The sequence below is a fragment of the Leifsonia sp. KNZ13-11D genome, from assembly GCF_056754895.1.
This window is the reverse complement of record NZ_JBPGWU010000001.1, coordinates 1,753,126-1,770,544: the sequence shown is the minus strand read 5'-3', so window position 1 is coordinate 1,770,544 and position 17,419 is coordinate 1,753,126. Positions and strand designations below refer to the sequence as shown.

The window sequence follows — 17,419 nt, the reverse complement described above, 5'->3', positions numbered from 1 at the left end:
ACGGATGACACACGAAACCGACGCGATCGTCGTCGGCGCCGGCCTCTCCGGGTTGGTCGCCGCTTCCGAGCTCCTCGATGCGGGACGCCGCGTCACGATCGTCGAACAGGAGCCGTCGGCGTCGTTCGGCGGACAGGCGTGGTGGTCGTTCGGCGGGCTGTTCCTCATCGACTCGCCCGAGCAGCGGCGGATGGGCGTGCACGACTCGCTCGCCCTCGCCCGTGACGACTGGTTCGGCTCGGCCGGCTTCGACCGGGCGGAGGACCACTGGCCGCGCCGCTGGGCCGAGGCGTACCTGCAGTTCGCCGCCGGCGAGAAGCGCGCCTGGCTGCACGAGAAGGGCGTCCGGTTCTTCCCCGTCGTGGGATGGGCGGAGCGCGGCAGCGGCTCGGCGGGAGGCCACGGCAACTCGGTGCCGCGATTCCACATCACGTGGGGCACCGGGCCAGGCGTGGTCGAACCCTTCGCCCGGCGGGTGCAGTCGGCTGCCGCCAGCGGACGCGCATCCCTCCGCAACCGCCACCGGGTCGACGAGCTGATCGTCGAAGACGGCCGCGTCGTCGGCGTGCGCGGCGCCGTGCTGGCGCCCGACCGGGCCGAGCGCGGCGCGCCGAGCAACCGCGAGGTCACCGGGGACTTCGAGTTCCGCGCCCCGGTGGTGATCGTCGCCTCCGGCGGCATCGGCGGCAACCACGACCTGGTCCGTGCATCCTGGCCCGCACGCCTCGGCGAACCGCCCTCGCACATGCTCTCCGGCGTGCCCGCGCACGTCGACGGGCGGATGCTCGGAATCGCGGAGACCGCCGGTGCGCACCTCATCAACGGCGACCGCATGTGGCACTACACCGAGGGCATCACCAACTGGGACCCGGTGTGGGAACGGCATGGCATCCGCATCCTGCCGGGCCCGTCGTCGCTGTGGCTCGACGCGCACGGCGACCGGCTCCCGTCGCCGCTGTTCCCGGGGTTCGACACGCTCGGGACGCTGGAGCACCTGCGCCGGACCGGCTCGGACTACAGCTGGTTCGTGCTGACGCAGCGGATCATCGAGAAGGAGTTCGCCCTGAGCGGCAGCGAGCAGAACCCCGACCTCACCGGCAAGGACCTGCGCCTGCTCGCCAGCCGCGTCGGACCCGGCGCCCCCGGCCCCGTGGAGGCGTTCAAGGAGCACGGCGAGGACTTCGTGGTGGCGGACACCCTGGACGACCTGCTCGCGGGCATGCAGCGCATCGCGGACGTCCCCCTCGACACCGAACTGGTCACCCGGCACGTGCACGAACGCGACCGGCAGCTCGACAACGAGTTCGGCAAGGACCTCCAGCTCGCAGCGGTCCGCGCGGCGCGGAAGTACCGGGGCGACCGGCTCATCCGCGTCGCTCCGCCGCACAAGCTGCTCGACCCGTCGGCGGGACCGCTCATCGCGGTCAAGCTGCACATCCTGACCCGCAAGAGCCTGGGCGGGATCGAGACCGACCTCGACGGGCGCGTGATCGGCCCGGGCGGCCGTCCGGTGCCGGGACTCTACGCGGTCGGCGAGGTCGCCGGCTTCGGCGGCGGCGGGATGCACGGCTACCGCGCCCTGGAGGGCACGTTCCTCGGCGGCTGCCTCTTCTCCGGCCGCCAGGCCGGCCGCGCCGCCGCCCTCGCCTGACCTGCGCCCCCTCCCCCTCCGTCGAGTCCTCGAAAAGTGAACGCCTTTGCGGCGTGTCGCGTGCACTTTTTGAGGACTCGACGGAGGGGCTCGGCTCGACGGGGGGTGGGGGGTTAGCGGCGGAGGGTCCAGGAGGCTCGGCGGACCAGGGTGTGGCCGCGGCGGGTGGTGAGGCGCGTCCAGGTGCCGGTCTCATGGATGGTGACCGGCTCGTCGTCGCCGAGGAAGCCGAGGCTCTCGGCGGCGAAGCCGGCGCCCGCCGGGACGTACTCCAGGCCCTCGATCTCGCGGCCCCACACCTCGGCGCGGACGCGCTGCACCAGCTGCTCGCCGGTACCCGTCGGGACCGCGTCGGCGACCTCGGCGATGCCGTCGCGCGCCACCGTACGCAGGCGACCGGGGTCGGTCTCGCCGACCTTGTGCCAGCCGCCGCGCGGCGGGGAGATGCCCGCCCAGGTGACCGTCGACACCTCCAGCGGCAGCCGGATCTCGATCGGACCGTCGGGTGCGTCCCCCGACTCCGCGGCCGCCTCAGCGCTCTCGCGCACGCGCGCCACCCGGTCGAGGAGCGAACGGATCGGCACGACGGCGTCGAACTCGGCATCGTTCCCGATGGCGAACGTCCGCAGACCCAGCACCGTCGGCGTGGTGTCGAGCAGCCCGCGCGGGTACAGGATCGCGGTGTAGACGGCGAGCACGCCCGAACCGGCGATCAGGCGCACGGAACCTTCCTCGACGCGGGCCGCCCGAGACAGATACGTCTGCAGGTCGGCGACGGCGAGGGCATCCATCAGGGAAAACGACTGGTTCATCGGGTGTCTAAACTACCAACAGACCACCGACTTGGAGGCACTGTGACCGAGCCCCTGGCTTCCCTTCTGACTGCGCTCGATCTCACCGACACCGGTGCCCGCACCAGCGAGGACATCTTCACCGGCCCCTCACAGTGGATGCCGCTGGGCCGCGTCTTCGGCGGCCAGGTGCTCGCGCAGTCCATCGTCGCGGCGACCCGCACCGTCGAGGACGGCCGCAGCATCCACTCGATGCACGGGTACTTCCTGCGGCCCGGAGACGTGAACTTCCCGATCACCTTCTCGGTCGACCGGATCCACGACGGCCGTTCGTTCTCCACCCGGCGCACGCAGGCGCACCAGAACGGGCTGCCCATCCTGTCGATGATCGCGTCGTACCAGACCGAGGACGAGGGCTTCGAGCACCAGGATGCGATGCCCGACGGCCTCCCCGGGCCGGAGGAGCTGCCCTCCACCGCGTCCACCCTCGAGGATGTCCGGCACCCGGTCGCGCAGTACTGGGCGAGCCAGCGGCCGTTCGACATGCGGCACGTCACGTCGCCGATCTACCTGTCGGTGGAGGGCGACCGTGTCGCGCACCAGGCGGTGTGGTTCCGGACGATCGGAGACATGCCGGACGACATGGCGCTCCACCGGGCGGCCCTGGCGTACGCGAGCGACTACACGATCATGGAGTCCGTGATGCGGCGGCACGGCATCGCCTGGGGGACGCCGGGCCTGAAGGCGGCGAGCCTCGACCACGCCATGTGGTGGCACCGCCCGGCGCGGGTCGACGAGTGGCTGCTCTACGTCCAGGAGTCGCCGACCGCCGGCGGCGGCCGCGGCCTCTCGCAGGGGCGCATCTTCACCCGCGACGGACGCCTGGTGGCGAGTGTCGCGCAGGAGGCGACGATCCGCCTCCCCCGGACCGACTGAGCCGGAAGCAGGGGGCCCCGGGGCGGCCCGGCGATCAGTCGAAGGTGCTGCGGAGCAGGACGGTCCCGGCGCCGGCGGCCCGGATGTCCACGCTCGCGATGTCCTTCAGCGGCACGCTGGTCGTCGCGATCGGCCGCGCGGTCGTCCCCTCGTCGGCCGTCCAAGTGGAGATCGTGTACTGGTGACCGGCACGGTCCGTGACGACCATCGCGTAGGTCCACGTGTGCGAGCCCTCCTCGCCGCCGACGTGCGCGTACCGGCAGGTGGAGTCGATGCGCGTGCCCCACGGCTCGGGGGTCAGCCGGACGTCCGCCGTGAGCGGGCTCGGCTCGACCTGGTGCATGGCGACGGCCGTCTGCGGCGCTGCCGCCGGGTTGAGCACGGTCGGCAGCACGAGCGCGGCGATGCCGATGAGCAGCGCGGCGGCGACGGTGGAGAGCCCGGCGATCAGCCAGCGCGCCCGGACCCGGCGCCGCCGGACGCGGTGCAGGAGCGACGGGAGCAGCTCGGGAGACGGGCCGAGGTCATCGGCGGGCGCAGCCTCGGGCGCCTCCTCGTCGAGCAGCGCGAACGCCTGCTCGCGGAGCACCCGGCTCAGGATGCCCGGCATGCCCGCCAGCTCGGAGACGGCCTCCGAGCAGCGCTCGCAGTCACGCAGGTGCGACTCGAAGTCGCGGCGCTCGGCCGGTGAGAGCGCGCCGAGCACGTAGGCGGCGTCCCAGCCGGCGAACTCGTCGTGCGTGGTCATCGTTCCGTCACCCCTCTCTCCTGAAGGGCGAGCCGGAGGGCCCGCAGTCCGTAGTGGAGGCGTGATTTGACGGTGCCCTCGGGGATGTCGAGTTCGCGGGCGATCTGGGCCACCGACCGTCCGCCGTAGTAGGCGTGGACGATGACTGCCCGGTGCTCGACCGACAGCTCGGCGAGGGCGTCGGCGACCAGCCACGCGTCGAGCACCGCATCCGCTTCGCTGTCGGGGGACGGACGCTCCGGCACCTCGTCGGTGCCGTACTCGTGTCGGTGCTGCGCGCTGCGGCGTCCATCGATGACGAGGTTGCGCGCCACGGTGAACAGCCAGGTGCGGGCGGACTGCTGAGACTGGTCCAGCACGGTCGGCTTCCTCCAGGCGCGCAGCAGCGTCTCCTGCACGATGTCGTCGGCCATCGCCCGGTCGCCGGTGAGGTGCACGACGTAGCGCCAGACCGCCTGCGCGTGCTGATCGTGCAGCTCGCGCAGCAAGCGGGCGTCCTCCTCCGGCATGTTCACCTCCACCCTGTACACGATGCAGCCGGCGGAAAGGTTCACACGCCACGGTTGAACCGACCGCTGCATCGTCTCGTGAATACCGTAAGAGACGAATCCACCGAACGGGAGGAACCCGCATGAACGACCACGCACCGCTCACCCGCCGAACGCTCGTGTCGATCGGCGGAGTCTCCGCCGGCGCGCTGCTGCTCGCCGCCTGCACTCCGGGTGGTGCGGACGGCTCCAGCGGCTCCGGCGAGGGCTCGGGCGGTCCCGGGGGCTCCGGAGGCTCCGGCGGCGGTTCGGGTACCGCCCAGGTGTCGCTGGCGTCCATCCCGGTGGGCGGTGCGGTGTCGGCGACACTCGGCGGCCAGCCCATCGTGGTCTCGCAGCCGAGTGCCGGCCAGGTGGTCGCGTTCAGCGCGGTGTGCACGCACCAGGGATGCACGGTGGCGCCCCAGGGCAAGGAGTTCGACTGCCCGTGCCACGGCTCCCGGTTCGACGGGACGACCGGTGACGTGCTGAGCGGTCCGGCGCGCGATCCGCTGCCGAAGCTGAAGGCGCAGGTCTCGGGCGACTCCGTGACCGTGACCGAGTAGGCGCCGTCATGGAGGTCAACGGGCTGCCGCTGCACGTCCTGCTCGTCCACTTCGTGGTCGTGCTGGTTCCGCTGACGGCGATCGCGGCGCTGCTCGTGCCGATCTGGCCCGCGGCGCGCAGGCGTCTGGGGATCGTGGTGCCGTTGCTGGCTCTGGCGGATCTGGTGCTGGTCCCTGTGGTCACCGAGGCCGGCGAGTGGTTGCAGGCGCGCGTGCCGTCGACACCGCTCATCCTGCAGCACGCCGCCCTGGGGCGCACGCTGCTGCCGTGGGTGATCGCGCTGTTCGTGTTCTCGCTGCTGCAGTGGGCGTGGTTCTTCTTCATCGACCGGCCCGGCTCGCGGCGCCAGCCGTCACCGGTGGTGCACCGGGTCGTGCTCATCGTGCTGACGGTGATCGCCCTGGTGCTCGCCGTGGGCACGATCGTGGAGGTCGTCCTGATCGGCGAGGCGGGGTCGCGGGCGATCTGGGAGAACTCGTTCAGCCCGACGCCGCTGCCGACCGCACCGTCGCCGTCGCCCTGAGCGGGCTGCCCGCCTGGCGCCGATCAGACAGCACGTCAGGCGGGCTCTCGGTCAGGCGCGCTTCGCGAAGGCGACCGGCTCGTCGAGGTAGGGCGTCCACGCGTCGCGCTCGCGGTCGTTGATGCGCCGCGGGCGCTGGGTGGTGGCGTCGACGAGGACGATCGTGGTCGCGGCCCGTGAGAACAGCGTCCGGGGCTCGGTGCCTTCCGGCGACCAGACCTCGTAGCAGACCTCGAGGCTCGCGCCGCCGAGCCGCCCGAGCCACAGCTGCACGTCGAGCGGCTGCCGGAGGTACGGGATGGGCGCGACGTACTCGATCTCCTGGCGGGCGATCAGCGTGAGCGTGTCCGCGCCGGGGCGTCCGTCGAGGACCGCCGTGGAGGCTCCGACCGCTTCGCCGCTGCCCTGCACCGGCTCGCTGTCCGTTCCTCCGGCCTCAGCGCTGTCGCCGGTCACCCAGAACGCCTCGATGCGCGCCTCCTCGAGGAGGCGCAGCATCTCGGCGTTGTTGACGTGCCCGTAGGCGTCGAGGTCGCTCCAGCGGAGCTTGATCGGGACGTGCAGTCGCATGGGGTCGCCCGGCTCAGTCGCGGGTGAGCTTGCGGTACGCGGACCGGTGCGGCTTGGCCGCGTCCGGGCCCAGACGCTCGACCTTGTTCTCCTCGTACGCCTCGAAGTTGCCCTCGAACCAGTACCAGTCGGCCGGGTTCTCGTCGGTGCCCTCGTAGGCGAGGATGTGAGTCGCGATGCGGTCGAGGAACCACCGGTCGTGGGTGATGACCACGGCGCAGCCGGGGAACTCGAGCAGCGCGTTCTCGAGGCTGGACAGCGTCTCGACGTCGAGGTCGTTGGTCGGCTCGTCGAGGAGCAGCAGGTTGCCGCCCTGCTTGAGGGTGAGCGCGAGGTTGAGACGGTTGCGCTCACCGCCGGAGAGCACGCCGGACTTCTTCTGCTGGTCCGGTCCCTTGAAGCCGAACGTGGAGACGTAGGCACGCGACGGCACCTCTGTCTTGCCGACCTGGATGTAGTCGAGGCCGTCCGAGACGACCTCCCAGACGTTCTTGTTGGGGTCGATGCCGCCACGGGTCTGATCCACGTACGAGATCTTGACCGTCTCGCCGACCTTCAGGTCGCCGGCGTCGAGCGGCTCGAGTCCGACGATCGTCTTGAACAGGGTCGTCTTTCCGACGCCGTTGGGGCCGATGACGCCGACGATGCCGTTGCGCGGGAGCGTGAAGCTGAGGCCGTCGATGAGCATGCGGTCACCGAAGCCCTTCTCCAGGTCCTTCGCCTCGATGACGACCTGGCCGAGGCGCGGCCCCGGCGGGATCTGGATCTCCTCGAAGTCGAGCTTCCTGGTGCGCTCGGCCTCCGCCGCCATCTCCTCGTAGCGGGCGAGACGCGCCTTGGACTTCGCCTGGCGGCCCTTCGCGTTGCTGCGCACCCAGTCGAGCTCCTCGGAGAGGCGCTTGGCGAGCTTCGCGTCCTTCTTGCCCTGGATCTCGAGGCGCTCGCGCTTCTTCTCGAGGTAGGTCGAGTAGTTGCCCTCGTACGGGTACAGGTGACCGCGGTCGACCTCGGCGATCCACTCGGCGACGTGGTCGAGGAAGTACCGGTCGTGGGTCACGGCGAGCACGGCGCCGTGGTACTTGGCCAGGTGCTGCTCGAGCCAGAGCACGCTCTCGGCGTCGAGGTGGTTGGTCGGCTCGTCGAGGAGCAGCAGGTCGGGCTTCTGCAGCAACAGGCGGCAGAGTGCGACGCGACGCTTCTCACCACCGGACAGCGTGTTCACCGGCCAGTCGCCCGGCGGGCAGCGCAGCGCATCCATCGCCTGCTCCAGCTGGGAGTCGAGGTCCCACGCGTCGGCGGCGTCGATCTGCTCCTGCAGCGTTCCCATCTCGGCGAGCAGCGTGTCGAAGTCGGCGTTCGGGTCGGCCAGCAGGCCCGAGATCTCGTTGAAGCGGTCGACCTTGTCCTTGATCTCGCCGACGCCTTCCTGCACGTTCTCGAGCACCGTCTTGTTCTCGTCGAGCTCGGGCTCCTGCATCAGGATGCCGACGGTGTATCCCGGGGAGAGCTTGGCGTCGCCGTTGGACGGCGTGTCCAGGCCGGCCATGATCTTCAGGATGGTGGACTTACCGGCGCCGTTGGGACCGACGACACCGATCTTGGCTCCGGGGAGGAACGCCATCGTCACGTCGTCGAGGATCACCTTGTCGCCGACCGCCTTGCGGGCCCGCACCATCGAGTAAATGTATTCGGCCACTCTTCTTCTCAAACTCCCTGTCGTCGGCTGTTTGCCGTATTCGAGGATACCGGGATAGCGCCGCCCGTCGGGCGGTCGTGCTCAGGTCACCAGTCGATCGCGCGCGTCTGCCCGATGAGGCAGGTACCCGTGGGCAGCACGGGCACGGCCTCGCTCCAGTAGCCGCCCGCGTCCGCGCCGTTCTGGCCGATCAGGCAGGTGTCACCCATCCGCACCGAGAACTGGATGCTGTTGGCCTTCAGACCGATGGTGGTCGTGTCGACGGTCACCTGCATGTCGCTCTTCTGGAACCCAGCCGCGACGAGTGCGTCGATGAAGTCGCGCCCCTGAGCGTTTGGGTTCGCCGCGAGCGTCGCGTGGTTCACCTGGTCGAAGTACGGCAGGTTCTGCTCGGCCGTTCCACCCGGAACGAGCGCGATGGCCGCCGGTGTGCTGGCCGCCGGGGTCGGCACCGCGACCGGTGTGGACGCCACCGGGGATGCGGTCGGGGCAGGCGCGCCGGTGCATCCGACGAGCGCGAAGGCGAGCGACGCGACGGCCGCCGCCATCACGGTGGACACGGCGAACGAACCGGTCCGGCGGACCACGGGTGGCGTCATATGCCTGATCTTAGGGCGCGCCCGCTGGGATTCCGTCGTGAGGCTCCGGTGCCTCCTCCGGCGCACCGGAGGTCGGCTCGCCACCGGCCGACTTCGTGAACTGCGACCGGCCCCAGCTGAGGTCGTGCCCGATCGAGTCCGCTTCGATCTCCACCGTCATCCCCTGCTTCTCGCCGGTCCACTCGCGCAGGCACAGGCGCCCGGAGACGAGGACCGGATCGCCCTTCGAGACGCAGTCCGCCGTGCTCAGCGCCAGCCTGCGGAAGGCGCTCACGGTGTACCAGTTGCTTCCGCCGTCCTCCCACGATGCAGCCTGGCGGTTGTAGCGGCGCCGTGTCGTGACGAGCCGGAAGCTCGTGATCGGCAACCCGCCCTCCGTGACGAGGTGGCGCGGCTCGGTGGCGACGAAGCCGCGGACGGCGACGGTCTCGGACATGATCTCTCCTAACCGGGACCGCCCCGGCGGCGGCCCCGAGACCACTCTCGCGGAGGGGCGGCGCCGCGGAAACGCGGCCGCCGCATCGGTGGAGAATTCGGCGAGCGGCCGACCTGTGAACAGATCTGCGGGCGAGCGACCCTCAGGCCGCGACGTAGTCCGCGTAGGACGCGCGGATCTTGTTCACCTTCGGCAGCGCGACCGCGAGGCAGTAGCCCTGGCCCGGGTTCTTGGCGAAGAAGTCCTGGTGGTACTCCTCGGCGCGGTAGAACGGCCCGAGCGGCTCGATGGTGGTGACGATCCCGCCGTCCCAGTACCCGGACGCACGGTCGCGCGCCGCCTCGAACAGCTCGCGCTGGTGCTCGCCGTCGTAGAACATGGCCGAGCGGTACTGCGTGCCGATGTCGTTTCCCTGGCGGTTCAACTGGCGCGGGTCGTGCAGGGTGAAGAAAACGTCGAGGATGACGCTCGGCGGGATCACCTCCGGGTCGAAGGTCACCGCGACTGCCTCGGCGTGCCCGGTCCGGCCGGTGCACACGTCCTCATACGTGGGATCGACCACGGTTCCGCCGGTGTACCCGGACACCACATCCTCGACTCCGCGCAGGACGCGGTACACCGCATCCAGGCACCAGAAGCATCCGCCGGCCACTACGAAGGTCTGCATGGGGTTCCCCTTTCGTCACGCACACCCATTCTGCCGTGCCCGCGCCCTGAGCACGTCGGCGCCCCGGTGTTGGCGACACGACGGGCGGGCTCCCGGGCCGCCGACCGCAGCCCCGTTACCATCACGGCATGCAGTGGTGGAATGACTTCGTCGATTGGCTCTCATCGCCGGCAGCGCGTCCGGTGATCTTCTATGCGGTGGTCCTCGCGATCGCCGTGATCCTCTCCGGCCTCATCGCCGCCTGGATCGCCCGAGGCGCCATCAAGGGCCTCCTGTCCCGCACCGACCGCCAGCAGAAGGCGTCCGCGATCGCCGCGCTCGTCGACGCCGCGACCGAGGCGTCGGTCTGGAACTCCCTCACCCCGGCCGAGCAGGTGCTCTCCGACCGGGCCGTCGGGCAGGCCGACATCATGGTGCGCCTGCTCCCCATCCGGAACTCCGGCCTCGCCGCCACGTGGGCGGGCCACCAGCTGGCGGAGATGAAGCGCGCGTCTGCGACCTTCGGCTACCAGCTCGACCCGGCGATCGCCGAGTTCCGCGACCGGCTGATCGAGTGGCAGAACAACCCGCGGCGCGCTCGCAAGATCTTCCAGAGCGACCTCGAGCGGTGGCGCTTCGAGAACACCGACAGCGAGCGGTCGCTGATCGCCCAGCAGGATGCGTGGGTCGCCCAGCAGCACCACGAGCAGTACTCCGCTCCCGCCGCTGCCACGCAGGCAGGCGACACCACGGCGACCGCGCCGACCACGGAGCCCGAGCGCACGGCCGCCAACCCGTTCGCGGTGGCGGCCGCCGAGTCGAACGCGACGGCCGACACCTCCCCGACCACGCGCCTGGGCCAGCCCGTCTGACCGTCCCTGCCACACACGACGGCGGCACACTCCACCCGATACGAAGGGCGCCGGCTGAGAAGCCGGCGCCCTTCGTCGTCGCTCGTCGCTGCTCTCAGCGGCTGTACGACCCTTCGGCCCACCACTCGTCGAACATGCTTGCGGGAGGCTGCCGCTTGTGCTCGGTGGCCTGGTACCGGGCTTCGAGCGCCTCCGCGATCTCGTCGCTGACATCCTTGCCCTCGAGGAAGTCGTCGATGTCGCTGTAGGTCAGTCCCAGGTTGTCCTCGTCGGTCTGGCCCGGGTTCAGGTCCAGGAGGTCGGCTGTCGGCGCCTTCTCGTAGAGACGCGCCGGCGCATCCAGGTACCGCAGCAGCTGCTTGCCCTGCCGCTTCGTGAGCCCGGTGAGCGGCAGGATGTCGGTGCCGCCGTCGCCGTACTTGGTGAAGAACCCGGTCACCGCCTCCGCCGCGTGGTCCGTGCCGACCACGAGCAGCGCGCGCTGTCCGGCGATCGCGTACTGGGCGACCATGCGGATGCGCGCCTTGACATTGCCCTTGACGAAGTCGGACATGGGCTCGCCGACAGCGTCCGCGAACTCGTCCTCCACGCCGTCGGTGCCACGCTGGATGTTGAACACGACCGAGCTCTTCGGCCGGATGAACGACAGCGCCAGCTTCGCGTCGTCCTCGTCCCGCTGCACGGCGTACGGCAGCCGGACGGCCACGAAGTCGGCCTCGATGCCTTCCGCCGCGAGCCGCTCGACCGCGAGCTGGGTGAGCCGACCGGCCAGCGACGAGTCCTGCCCGCCGCTGATGCCCAGCACGTACCCCTTCGCGCCGGTGGCGCGCAGGTAGTCGACCAGGAAGCCGACGCGACGGTCGACCTCCTCGGCCGGGTCCACCTCGGGGCGGACGTGCAGGTCCTCGATGATCTTCGCCTGGAGTTCACGCATGACGACACGATAGTCCCGCCGGATTTCGTCCGTGTGAACGCCCGGCACGGTCTGCCGCGACCACCGCGGTCGTCGCTAGCATGCGCCCATGGCTCCCGCCGTGTCCACCGTCGTGCTCGTCCCGCTGATCGCCGTCGCCGCGGCGCTGCTGACCACCGCCGTCGGCCGGTTCGTCAAGATCCCGCTGGTCGTGTTCGAGATCGTGCTCGGGCTGATCGCGGGCCCCAGCGTGCTCGGCTGGGTGCCCGAGACGGATGCGCTCACAGCGGTGTCGAACTTCGGCCTGGCGTTCCTCTTCTTCATGGCCGGCAACAAGATCGACTTCGCCGCGATCGCCGGCCGCCCGATCCGCCGCGCCTCCCTGACCTGGATCATCTCCCTGATCGCCGGGATCGCGCTGGCGACGCTGATCGTCGGCGAGCTGATCACCGGTGTCTACCTGGGGATCGCGCTGACCTCGACCGCACTCGGCACCCTGATGCCGGTGCTCCGGGATGCGGGCGAGCTGCGGACGCCGTTCGGCCGCGTCGTCATCGCGGTGGGCGCCGTCGGCGAGTTCGGGCCGCTGATCGCCATCTCGCTGTTCCTCAGCGGCCGCAAACCGCTGGCGGCCGCGCTGGTGCTGATCGGCTTCGCCATCATCGCGGGCGCGGCGATCTGGATCGCGTCGCGCGGCGGCCACGAACGCTTCCAGGGCCTCGTCCGTGCCACGCTGCACACCAGCGGACAGTTCGCGGTGCGCTTCGTTGTGCTCGTGATCGCGGCTCTCGTCGGCCTGAGCATCGCCCTGGGGCTCGACATGCTGCTCGGCGCGTTCGCCGCGGGAGTGCTGTGCCGCATCCTGCTCGGCGGGGCGGCTCCCGAGGACGCGCACCACATCGAGAGCAAGCTGGAGGCGGTGGCGTTCGGCGTCCTGGTGCCGGTCTTCTTCATCAACACGGGGATCGGCTTCGACCTGAAGGCCCTCCTCGGCGACCCGCGGGCACTGCTCCTGCTCCCGATCTTCCTGGTGCTGCTCGTCGTGGTGCGCGGTATCCCGGGCTCCTTCGCGGCACCGCCGGGCTCGACCGGACGGGACCGCGTCGCGCTGACCCTCTTCACCGCGACCGGACTCCCGATCATCGTCGCGGTGACCGCCATCGGGGTGCGCGAGCACGACCTGCAGAGCGGGACCGCGACGGCGCTGGTCGGTGCGGGGATGCTGTCGGTGCTGATCTTCCCGCTGGTCGCGCTGCTCCTGCGCCGCCGCTCGGCGGACGGCGGGGTGCGACCGGCCGACCCGGACGCGGTGCCGATCGAAGGCTGAACGACCCGCTCAGGCCACGCGGCTGACGGCACGGGCGAGGATCGCCGTCGTCAGCGCCTCCACCGGCTCCCGTGCGGCGGACGGGTTCGACAGCAGCGTGAAGTCGACGTGCCCGAGCTCCGGCAGGCCGAAGCGGTTGGTGACCTTGATCAGGTCCGTCGGGATGAGCGACCGCGGGAACACGGCCACCCCGATCCCCGCACGCACAGCGGCGAGCACGCCGTTCACCTCACGGGTGTTGCAGGTGATCCGCCAGGTGCGTCCCGCGGACTCCAGCGCGTCGATCGCCGCCTGCCGGCTCAGGCTCGGGCCCTGGTACGAGATCAACGGCACCGGGCCGTCGGAGTCGAGGATGGTCTTCTCCTGCCCCATCCAGACGAGCTCGTCGGTCGCCACGACCGTGCCCTCGGTCGTGCCCGGCGTCTGCTTGATGAAGATGAGGTCGAGCTGACCGCCTTTGAGCTTGCGGTGCAGCGGACCGGACTGGTCGACGGTCAGCTCCAGATTGATCTGCGGATTCTGCTGCCGGAAGTGGCGCAGGATGCGCGGCAGCGTCGTGATCGCCAGGTCGTCCGCGGCGCCGAAGCGCAGCCGGCCGCGCATGGCCGAACCGCTGAAGTAGCTGTCCGCCTCCGCGAGGGCGGCGAGGATCGTCCGCGCGAAACCGGCCATCGCATCCCCGTTGTCGGTCAGCCGCACCTCGCGGGTGTCCCGCGCGATCAGCTGCCGTTTCGCGGACTGCTCCAGCTTCCGGATGTGCTGGCTCACCGTCGGCTGGCTGATCCCCAGCCGGGCGGCGGCACGCGTGAAGCTCCTCGTGTCGGCGACGGCCAGGAAGGTCTGCAGCAGGACCGGATCGAACATGGTGCGCATCCATTCGAAAAGCCAATAGGAGTTATTGCTCGGATCGGGAACAAGAATAGTCGGTTCTGCGTAATGTCGATAAGGAACCGACATACGGAACCAGCGACGACATCGAGGTAACACGCACGTGGCGCACTCCCCCGCAGCGGCCCCGCCCACCGGACCCATGCCGGTCCTCTCCACCCGCCCGCCGTGGAAGGAGACCTTCGCCTCCCTGCGCGTGCCGAACTACCGTCGCTTCGCCGCGAGCAACCTGGTCGCCAACACGGCGGTGTGGATGCAGCGCATCGCGATGGACTGGCTGGTGCTCCAGCTCTCCGGCAGCGTCGCCGCGGTCGGTGTGACCGTCTTCATGCAGTTCACCCCCATGCTGCTGTTCGGCCTCTGGGGCGGGGTGATCACCGACCGCTACTCCAAGCAGCGCCTCCTCGTCGTCACCCAGTCCTGTGCAGCGACGCTTGCGGCGCTCCTCGCGGTGCTGACCCTGAGCGGCGTCATCGAGGTGTGGCACGTCTACGCGATCTCGTTCGTTCTCGGCCTCGTCACCGTCGTCGACAACCCGGCGCGCCAGGTGTTCGTGAACGAACTGGTCGGGCCGAAATACCTCCGGAACGCCATCAGCATGAACTCCTCGATCTTCCAGCTGGGCGGCCTCATCGGACCGGCGCTGGGCGGCATCCTCATCACCGCGGTCGGCGGCGGGTGGTCGTTCGCGATCAACGCCGTCGCGTGCCTGGCTGTAGTCTTCGCGGTCGCGACCCTGAAGCGGTCGGAGCTTCACGCGTCGCCGGCGGCGCCGCGCACCAAGGGCCAGCTCGCCGAAGGGATGCGCTACGTACGTCGCAAGCCGGTGATCTTCTGGACCGTCGTCATGGTCGCTGTCATCGCGGTCTTCGCCTTCAACATGCCGGTGTTCCTCGCCGCCTACGCGAACAACGTCTACCACGTGGGCGCCCGGGGCTACGGGATGTTCAACGCGCTCGTCGCCGCCGGCGCGCTCACCGGGGCACTCGCATCCACCCGGCGCACCAGTGTGCGGCTGTCCATGGTCGTCGGGACCGCGGCCGCCCTCGGGGTCGTGCAAGCGCTCGCGGGCTTCGCCCCGGGCGAGCTGGCGTTCGGGATGCTGCTGATCTGCGTCGGCGTGGGCAACCTGCTCTTCGTCACCGCGGCGAACTCGCTGGTGCAGATGTCGTCGAACGTGCAGATCCGCGGCCGGGTGATCTCGCTGTACATCCTGGTGCTGCTCGGCGGGCAGGCGCTCGGCGGGCCGCTGATGGGCTTCATCGTCGAGCAGGTCGGGCCGCACATCGCGATGGCGATCTCCGGACTGGTCCCCGCCGCTGCGGCCGCGGTCGTCGCCGTGCTGATCGCCCGCCAGGCCCGGCTGCGGCTGCGGTTCGGGCTGCGCGGACGTCGCCCGGTCATCGCGATCGTCAACCGCGCGGGCAAGTCGGGCGCGACGCTCTGAGCCCGGCGCGCTCCGGTATCCTTCAAACGTCGCCCTCGTAGCTCAGCGGATAGAGCAGGAGCCTTCTAATCTCTTGGTCGCAGGTTCGATTCCTGCCGGGGGCACCCTCGTGTGCACGCATCCCATCCCCCGTCGAGTACACGAAAAGTGCACGCGAATCCGGTGTGTCGCGTGCAGTTTTCGTGTACTCGACGGAGGAGGGCGCAGAGGGACGCAGAGGGACGCAGACGTGAAGAAGGGCCGGACTCGTGGAGTCCGGCCCTTCTTGGTGGGGTGAGTAACGGGGCTTGAACCCGCGACCTCCTGGACCACAACCAGGCGCTCTACCAACTGAGCTATACCCACCATGTGTCGCGCCGAACCGAGTGGGCGGCGCAAGCAACTCATCGATTCTAGTACATGCGGGGAGCCCATTTTTCCACGACGCCGGCCGCCAGCGCCTGGGTGTCCTCCGTGCTCGGGCCGGGAGGCGTGACGAACGCGGCGGAACGGTAGTAGTCGAGCTCGCGGATCGACTCCAGGATGTCCGCCAGCGCGCGGTGCCCGCCGTTCTTCTCCGGAGCGTTGAAGTAGATGCGGGGGAACCACCGCCGCGCGAGCTCTTTGATCGAGGAGACGTCGACGTTCCGGTAGTGGAGGTGGTTGTCGAGCCGCGGCATGTACTTCGCGAGGAACATCCGGTCGGTGCCGATGGTGTTGCCGGCGAGCGGTGCGGTGCGTGCCGTCGGCGCGAACTTCAGCACGTACTCCAGCACCTCGTACTCGGCCTCGGCGAGGCTCTTGCCGTTCGGGATCTCGTCGATGAGCCCGGAGGTGGTGTGCATCTGCCGCACGAATTCGCCCATGTGCTCGAGCGCCGAGTCATCGGGCTTGATGACGATGCTGAGGCCCGGGTCGAGCACGTTCAGCTCGAAGTCGGTGATCACCACCGCGATCTCGACGAGCTCGTCGACCTCGAGGTCGAGGCCGGTCATCTCGCAGTCGATCCAGACCAGTCGATCCGAGGAGGTAGCCATAACAGCGAGTCTAGTGCGGGCCTCCGACGGTCCCTGGAATCGTGTGGCCACTGAGTCCGACGCGCTGCGGGACGGGCAGCTTGGGCCCGCGGCCGTCACCGGTCGAGACGTGCCGCAGACGGCGCGCCACCCACGGGATGGCGTAGACCCGGAGCCACGTGCGCAAGGGCAGTCCGTCGGGAGGCGCCGACGGCTCCGGGACGGCGGCCGCGTCGGGTCCGCTCACCTCGGCGTACGGGACGCCGAGGGCGTGCGCCGCGTGGGCGGCCAGCAGGCGGTGCCCGCGCGTGCTGAGGTGCACGCGGTCGGATGCCCACATCGCCGGGTCGCGGAACTCGCGCACGCCCCACACATCCAGCACGACGGCGCGCTGATCCCGGGCGATGCTCCAGATGTTCGCGTTGAAGACGGCGGCGCGGCCGCGGAACGGCTTGAGGAAGAACGCGAACTGCGGGTCGAAGATGTTGGCCAGCAGCACCGTCGCCCCCGAGTCGCGAAGGGTGCGGATGCCGGTCTCGAGTCGAGCGGCCAGCGCATCCGGGTCGGCGGAGGGACTCATCAGATCGTTTCCGCCGATCATCACCGAGACCAGGTCGGGGCGCAGCTCCAGCGCCTGCGGGATCTGAGCCTCCACCACGTCGGAGATCCGGCGCCCGCGCACGGCCAGGTTGGCGAACTCGACCGAGTCGCCGGCCAGACGCGCGTCGCCGTCGAGGATGCCGGCGAGGCGGTCCGCCCAGCCGAGGAACGCGTCCGGTGCGCCGGGCGCGCTGTCGCAGAGCCCTTCGGTGAGCGAGTCTCCGAGGGCGACGTAGCGCGTAAAGGTCGTTCGGCTCACGGGACGATTGTGGGTGGCACCGACCCGCCGCGGCGCGTCGCGACGCCCGGTTCTGCAGGATCGTCGCCGCGATTTCGCCGGACGTACACTGGCAGGGTGGATTCGACACCGGCCGTTGTCCCGGAGGTCACCGGGGCCGCGCAGACCCGCGCCCGCCTGACCCTGTACACGTCGGCCTTCTGCGAACCGTGCATGCAGACGCGCGCCGTGCTCGCCGAGGCCGCGCGGCTCGCTCCCCGCATCGCGGTGACCGAGCTGGACGTCGCCCGCAACATCGACCGCGCCGAGCGCGACGGCATCCGTTCGACTCCGACCGTGATCGTCGAAGGCCAGGACGGCGCCGAGGTGTTCCGCGCGGAGGGCGTCCCGACGCTCACCCAGGTGCTGGCCGCCGCCGCGAAGGCGCTCTGACCCGACCGCGGCTGCGA

20 protein-coding genes and 2 tRNA genes are annotated in these 17,419 nt (G+C 70.2%); 9 read left to right on the top strand and 13 right to left on the bottom strand.

The features are described 5' to 3' along the window. The first annotated feature begins 4 nt into the window (after nucleotides 1-4). Nucleotides 5-1,651 (top strand): FAD-binding dehydrogenase, encoded by a 1,647-nt coding sequence (locus ACR9Y5_RS08930; RefSeq protein WP_481297632.1) that lies wholly within the window; start codon nucleotides 5-7, stop codon nucleotides 1,649-1,651. A gap of 113 nt (nucleotides 1,652-1,764) precedes the next feature. Here the strand turns inward: ACR9Y5_RS08930 and ACR9Y5_RS08925 are convergent, their stop codons facing one another. Then, the gene (locus tag ACR9Y5_RS08925) at nucleotides 1,765-2,463 is read right to left on the bottom strand and encodes a DUF8185 domain-containing protein (RefSeq protein WP_481297631.1); all 699 of its coding nucleotides are present in this window, start codon (nucleotides 2,461-2,463) and stop codon (nucleotides 1,765-1,767) included. Between the two features lie 42 nt (nucleotides 2,464-2,505). Between ACR9Y5_RS08925 and ACR9Y5_RS08920 the strand changes: the two genes are divergently transcribed. Beyond that, nucleotides 2,506-3,378 carry an acyl-CoA thioesterase gene (locus tag ACR9Y5_RS08920; protein WP_481297630.1) on the top strand — a complete coding sequence of 291 codons (873 nt, stop codon included), beginning with the start codon at nucleotides 2,506-2,508 and terminating at the stop codon, nucleotides 3,376-3,378. Between the two features lie 34 nt (nucleotides 3,379-3,412). Here ACR9Y5_RS08920 and ACR9Y5_RS08915 read toward each other — a convergent pair whose 3' ends face one another. Together ACR9Y5_RS08915 and ACR9Y5_RS08910 are read right to left on the bottom strand one after the other, a co-directional pair. Then, entirely contained in the window at nucleotides 3,413-4,126 is a 714-nt protein-coding gene (locus ACR9Y5_RS08915) for a zf-HC2 domain-containing protein (protein ID WP_481297629.1), read from the bottom strand. After that, nucleotides 4,123-4,635, bottom strand: a complete 513-nt coding sequence (locus tag ACR9Y5_RS08910) for a sigma-70 family RNA polymerase sigma factor (protein WP_481299546.1) — start codon at nucleotides 4,633-4,635, stop codon at nucleotides 4,123-4,125. Before ACR9Y5_RS08910 ends, ACR9Y5_RS08915 begins: the two co-directional genes overlap by 4 nt. A gap of 122 nt (nucleotides 4,636-4,757) precedes the next feature. On the opposite strand from ACR9Y5_RS08910, the gene ACR9Y5_RS08905 reads away from it, so the two are divergent. Next, nucleotides 4,758-5,219, top strand: a complete 462-nt coding sequence (locus ACR9Y5_RS08905; RefSeq protein WP_481297628.1) for a QcrA and Rieske domain-containing protein — start codon at nucleotides 4,758-4,760, stop codon at nucleotides 5,217-5,219. An 8-nt stretch (nucleotides 5,220-5,227) separates the two neighbouring features. Further along, nucleotides 5,228-5,743: a hypothetical protein gene (locus ACR9Y5_RS08900; RefSeq protein ID WP_481297627.1), complete on the top strand. Its 516-nt coding sequence runs from the start codon at nucleotides 5,228-5,230 to the stop codon at nucleotides 5,741-5,743. A 51-nt stretch (nucleotides 5,744-5,794) separates the two neighbouring features. Here the strand turns inward: ACR9Y5_RS08900 and ACR9Y5_RS08895 are convergent, their stop codons facing one another. The 5 genes from ACR9Y5_RS08895 to msrA all read right to left on the bottom strand — a co-directional run bounded on the left by ACR9Y5_RS08895 (nucleotide 5,795) and on the right by msrA (nucleotide 9,711). Next, nucleotides 5,795-6,313: an acyl-CoA thioesterase gene (locus tag ACR9Y5_RS08895; RefSeq protein WP_481297626.1), complete on the bottom strand. Its 519-nt coding sequence runs from the start codon at nucleotides 6,311-6,313 to the stop codon at nucleotides 5,795-5,797. 13 nt (nucleotides 6,314-6,326) lie between these two features. Continuing rightward, on the bottom strand, nucleotides 6,327-8,009 hold the full coding sequence (gene ettA, locus ACR9Y5_RS08890) for an energy-dependent translational throttle protein EttA (RefSeq protein ID WP_481297625.1): 1,683 nt from the start codon (nucleotides 8,007-8,009) through the stop codon (nucleotides 6,327-6,329). A gap of 86 nt (nucleotides 8,010-8,095) precedes the next feature. Then, a complete protein-coding gene (locus tag ACR9Y5_RS08885; protein ID WP_481297624.1) occupies nucleotides 8,096-8,608 on the bottom strand; it encodes a DUF6993 domain-containing protein in 513 nt (170 codons plus the stop codon). Nucleotides 8,609-8,618: 10 nt separating this feature from the next. Continuing rightward, a complete protein-coding gene (locus tag ACR9Y5_RS08880; protein WP_481297623.1) occupies nucleotides 8,619-9,044 on the bottom strand; it encodes a single-stranded DNA-binding protein in 426 nt (141 codons plus the stop codon). Between the two features lie 142 nt (nucleotides 9,045-9,186). Further along, complete coding sequence (gene msrA, locus ACR9Y5_RS08875) at nucleotides 9,187-9,711, bottom strand: peptide-methionine (S)-S-oxide reductase MsrA (protein ID WP_481297622.1); 525 nt, start codon at nucleotides 9,709-9,711, stop codon at nucleotides 9,187-9,189. 128 nt (nucleotides 9,712-9,839) lie between these two features. Here msrA and ACR9Y5_RS08870 point away from each other — a divergent pair, with 128 nt between their 5' ends. After that, entirely contained in the window at nucleotides 9,840-10,562 is a 723-nt protein-coding gene (locus tag ACR9Y5_RS08870) for a hypothetical protein (RefSeq protein WP_481297621.1), read from the top strand. A gap of 94 nt (nucleotides 10,563-10,656) precedes the next feature. Here the strand turns inward: ACR9Y5_RS08870 and nadE are convergent, their stop codons facing one another. Continuing rightward, nucleotides 10,657-11,496 carry an ammonia-dependent NAD(+) synthetase gene (gene nadE, locus ACR9Y5_RS08865; RefSeq protein ID WP_481297620.1) on the bottom strand — a complete coding sequence of 280 codons (840 nt, stop codon included), beginning with the start codon at nucleotides 11,494-11,496 and terminating at the stop codon, nucleotides 10,657-10,659. An 88-nt stretch (nucleotides 11,497-11,584) separates the two neighbouring features. Here nadE and ACR9Y5_RS08860 point away from each other — a divergent pair, with 88 nt between their 5' ends. After that, complete coding sequence (locus ACR9Y5_RS08860) at nucleotides 11,585-12,802, top strand: cation:proton antiporter (protein ID WP_481297619.1); 1,218 nt, start codon at nucleotides 11,585-11,587, stop codon at nucleotides 12,800-12,802. A gap of 9 nt (nucleotides 12,803-12,811) precedes the next feature. Here the strand turns inward: ACR9Y5_RS08860 and ACR9Y5_RS08855 are convergent, their stop codons facing one another. Then, nucleotides 12,812-13,666, bottom strand: coding sequence for a LysR substrate-binding domain-containing protein (locus ACR9Y5_RS08855; protein WP_481297618.1), 855 nt, complete (start codon nucleotides 13,664-13,666; stop codon nucleotides 12,812-12,814). A 166-nt stretch (nucleotides 13,667-13,832) separates the two neighbouring features. Here ACR9Y5_RS08855 and ACR9Y5_RS08850 point away from each other — a divergent pair, with 166 nt between their 5' ends. Beyond that, nucleotides 13,833-15,137 (top strand): MFS transporter, encoded by a 1,305-nt coding sequence (locus ACR9Y5_RS08850; protein ID WP_481299545.1) that lies wholly within the window; start codon nucleotides 13,833-13,835, stop codon nucleotides 15,135-15,137. Nucleotides 15,138-15,168: 31 nt separating this feature from the next. Beyond that, a tRNA-Arg gene (locus ACR9Y5_RS08845) sits at nucleotides 15,169-15,241 on the top strand. A gap of 165 nt (nucleotides 15,242-15,406) precedes the next feature. On the opposite strand, the gene ACR9Y5_RS08840 is transcribed toward ACR9Y5_RS08845, so the two are convergent. The 3 genes from ACR9Y5_RS08840 to ACR9Y5_RS08830 form a co-directional block, all read right to left on the bottom strand. Next, nucleotides 15,407-15,482, bottom strand: a tRNA-His gene (locus tag ACR9Y5_RS08840). Between the two features lie 47 nt (nucleotides 15,483-15,529). Further along, nucleotides 15,530-16,153 carry an oligoribonuclease gene (gene orn / locus ACR9Y5_RS08835; RefSeq protein WP_481297617.1) on the bottom strand — a complete coding sequence of 208 codons (624 nt, stop codon included), beginning with the start codon at nucleotides 16,151-16,153 and terminating at the stop codon, nucleotides 15,530-15,532. A gap of 10 nt (nucleotides 16,154-16,163) precedes the next feature. After that, nucleotides 16,164-16,991 carry an SGNH/GDSL hydrolase family protein gene (locus ACR9Y5_RS08830; RefSeq protein ID WP_481297616.1) on the bottom strand — a complete coding sequence of 276 codons (828 nt, stop codon included), beginning with the start codon at nucleotides 16,989-16,991 and terminating at the stop codon, nucleotides 16,164-16,166. Nucleotides 16,992-17,087: 96 nt separating this feature from the next. On the opposite strand from ACR9Y5_RS08830, the gene ACR9Y5_RS08825 reads away from it, so the two are divergent. Then, entirely contained in the window at nucleotides 17,088-17,402 is a 315-nt protein-coding gene (locus ACR9Y5_RS08825; RefSeq protein ID WP_481297615.1) for a thioredoxin family protein, read from the top strand. The last annotated feature ends 17 nt before the right edge of the window (nucleotides 17,403-17,419 follow it).